The following is a 1,035-nucleotide window of genomic DNA, read 5'->3' as shown; positions in this document are numbered from 1 at the left end:
GTATTCACCATCACCTGTTTGAGAACCTTCGCCGCAAGGGGCATCACTGCCACGGCCTGACGCACCTGTCCTGGGCAGAACGCAAAATTTTTTACCGGGTTTTGGGTAAAAAATTTGGCACTGTTGCAAAGTTAGCGATGAGGCAGCCTTTTGTCTTATTCAAAGGCCTTACATTTCAAAAACTCTGCTTACCAGGCGCATTTCGCCCAGGGGATCACCATAATAAAATGCTGAGGCCTGGCCTTTGCGTAGTGCACGCATCACCTCAATACCTTTGATGGTGGCGTAAGCCGTCTTCATGGATTTAAATCCCAGCGTGGCGCCGATTATCCGTTTCAGTTTGCCATGATCGCATTCAATCACGTTGTTCCGGTACTTAATCTGTCGGTGTTCAACGTCAGACGGGCACCGGCCTTCGCGTTTGAGCAGAGCAAGCGCGCGACCATAGGCGGGCGCTTTATCCGTGTTGATGAATCGCGGGATCTGCCACTTCTTCACGTTGTTGAGGATTTTACCCAGAAACCGGTATGCAGCTTTGCTGTTACGACGGGAGGAGAGATAAAAATCGACAGTGCGGCCCCGGCTGTCGACGGCCCGGTACAGATACGCCCAGCGGCCATTGACCTTCACGTAGGTTTCATCCATGTGCCACGGGCAAAGATCGGAAGGGTTACGCCAGTACCAGCGCAGCCGTTTTTCCATTTCAGGCGCATAACGCTGAACCCAGCGGTAAATCGTGGAGTGATCGACATTCACTCCGCGTTCAGCCAGCATCTCCTGCAGCTCACGGTAACTGATGCCGTATTTGCAGTACCAGCGTACGGCCCACAGAATGATGTCACGCTGAAAATGCCGGCCTTTGAATGGGTTCATGTGCAGCTCCATCAGCAAAAGGGGATGATAAGTTTATCACCACCGACTATTTGCAACAGTGCCGTTTTGACCTAATGAGCCACAAAAACTCATTTTCGCCCACGATAATTTTTCTACTTCCTTTCTTTGGAATGCTCATTTCAATATTCACATAACGTCGCT

The 1,035-nt window shown here is 50.6% G+C and carries 1 protein-coding gene; it reads right to left on the bottom strand.

Annotated features, from left to right (window positions below):
• Positions 1–168: 168 nt before the first annotated feature.
• Positions 169–873: an IS6-like element IS26 family transposase gene (locus tag PKE79_RS16465; RefSeq protein ID WP_001067855.1), complete on the bottom strand. Its 705-nt coding sequence runs from the start codon at positions 871–873 to the stop codon at positions 169–171.
• Positions 874–1,035 lie beyond the last annotated feature (162 nt).

It is taken from the genome of Microbacterium barkeri, assembly GCF_027921765.1.
Classification (GTDB): domain Bacteria; phylum Actinomycetota; class Actinomycetes; order Actinomycetales; family Microbacteriaceae; genus Microbacterium; species Microbacterium barkeri.
This window is presented reverse-complemented; position numbering and strand designations above follow the sequence as displayed.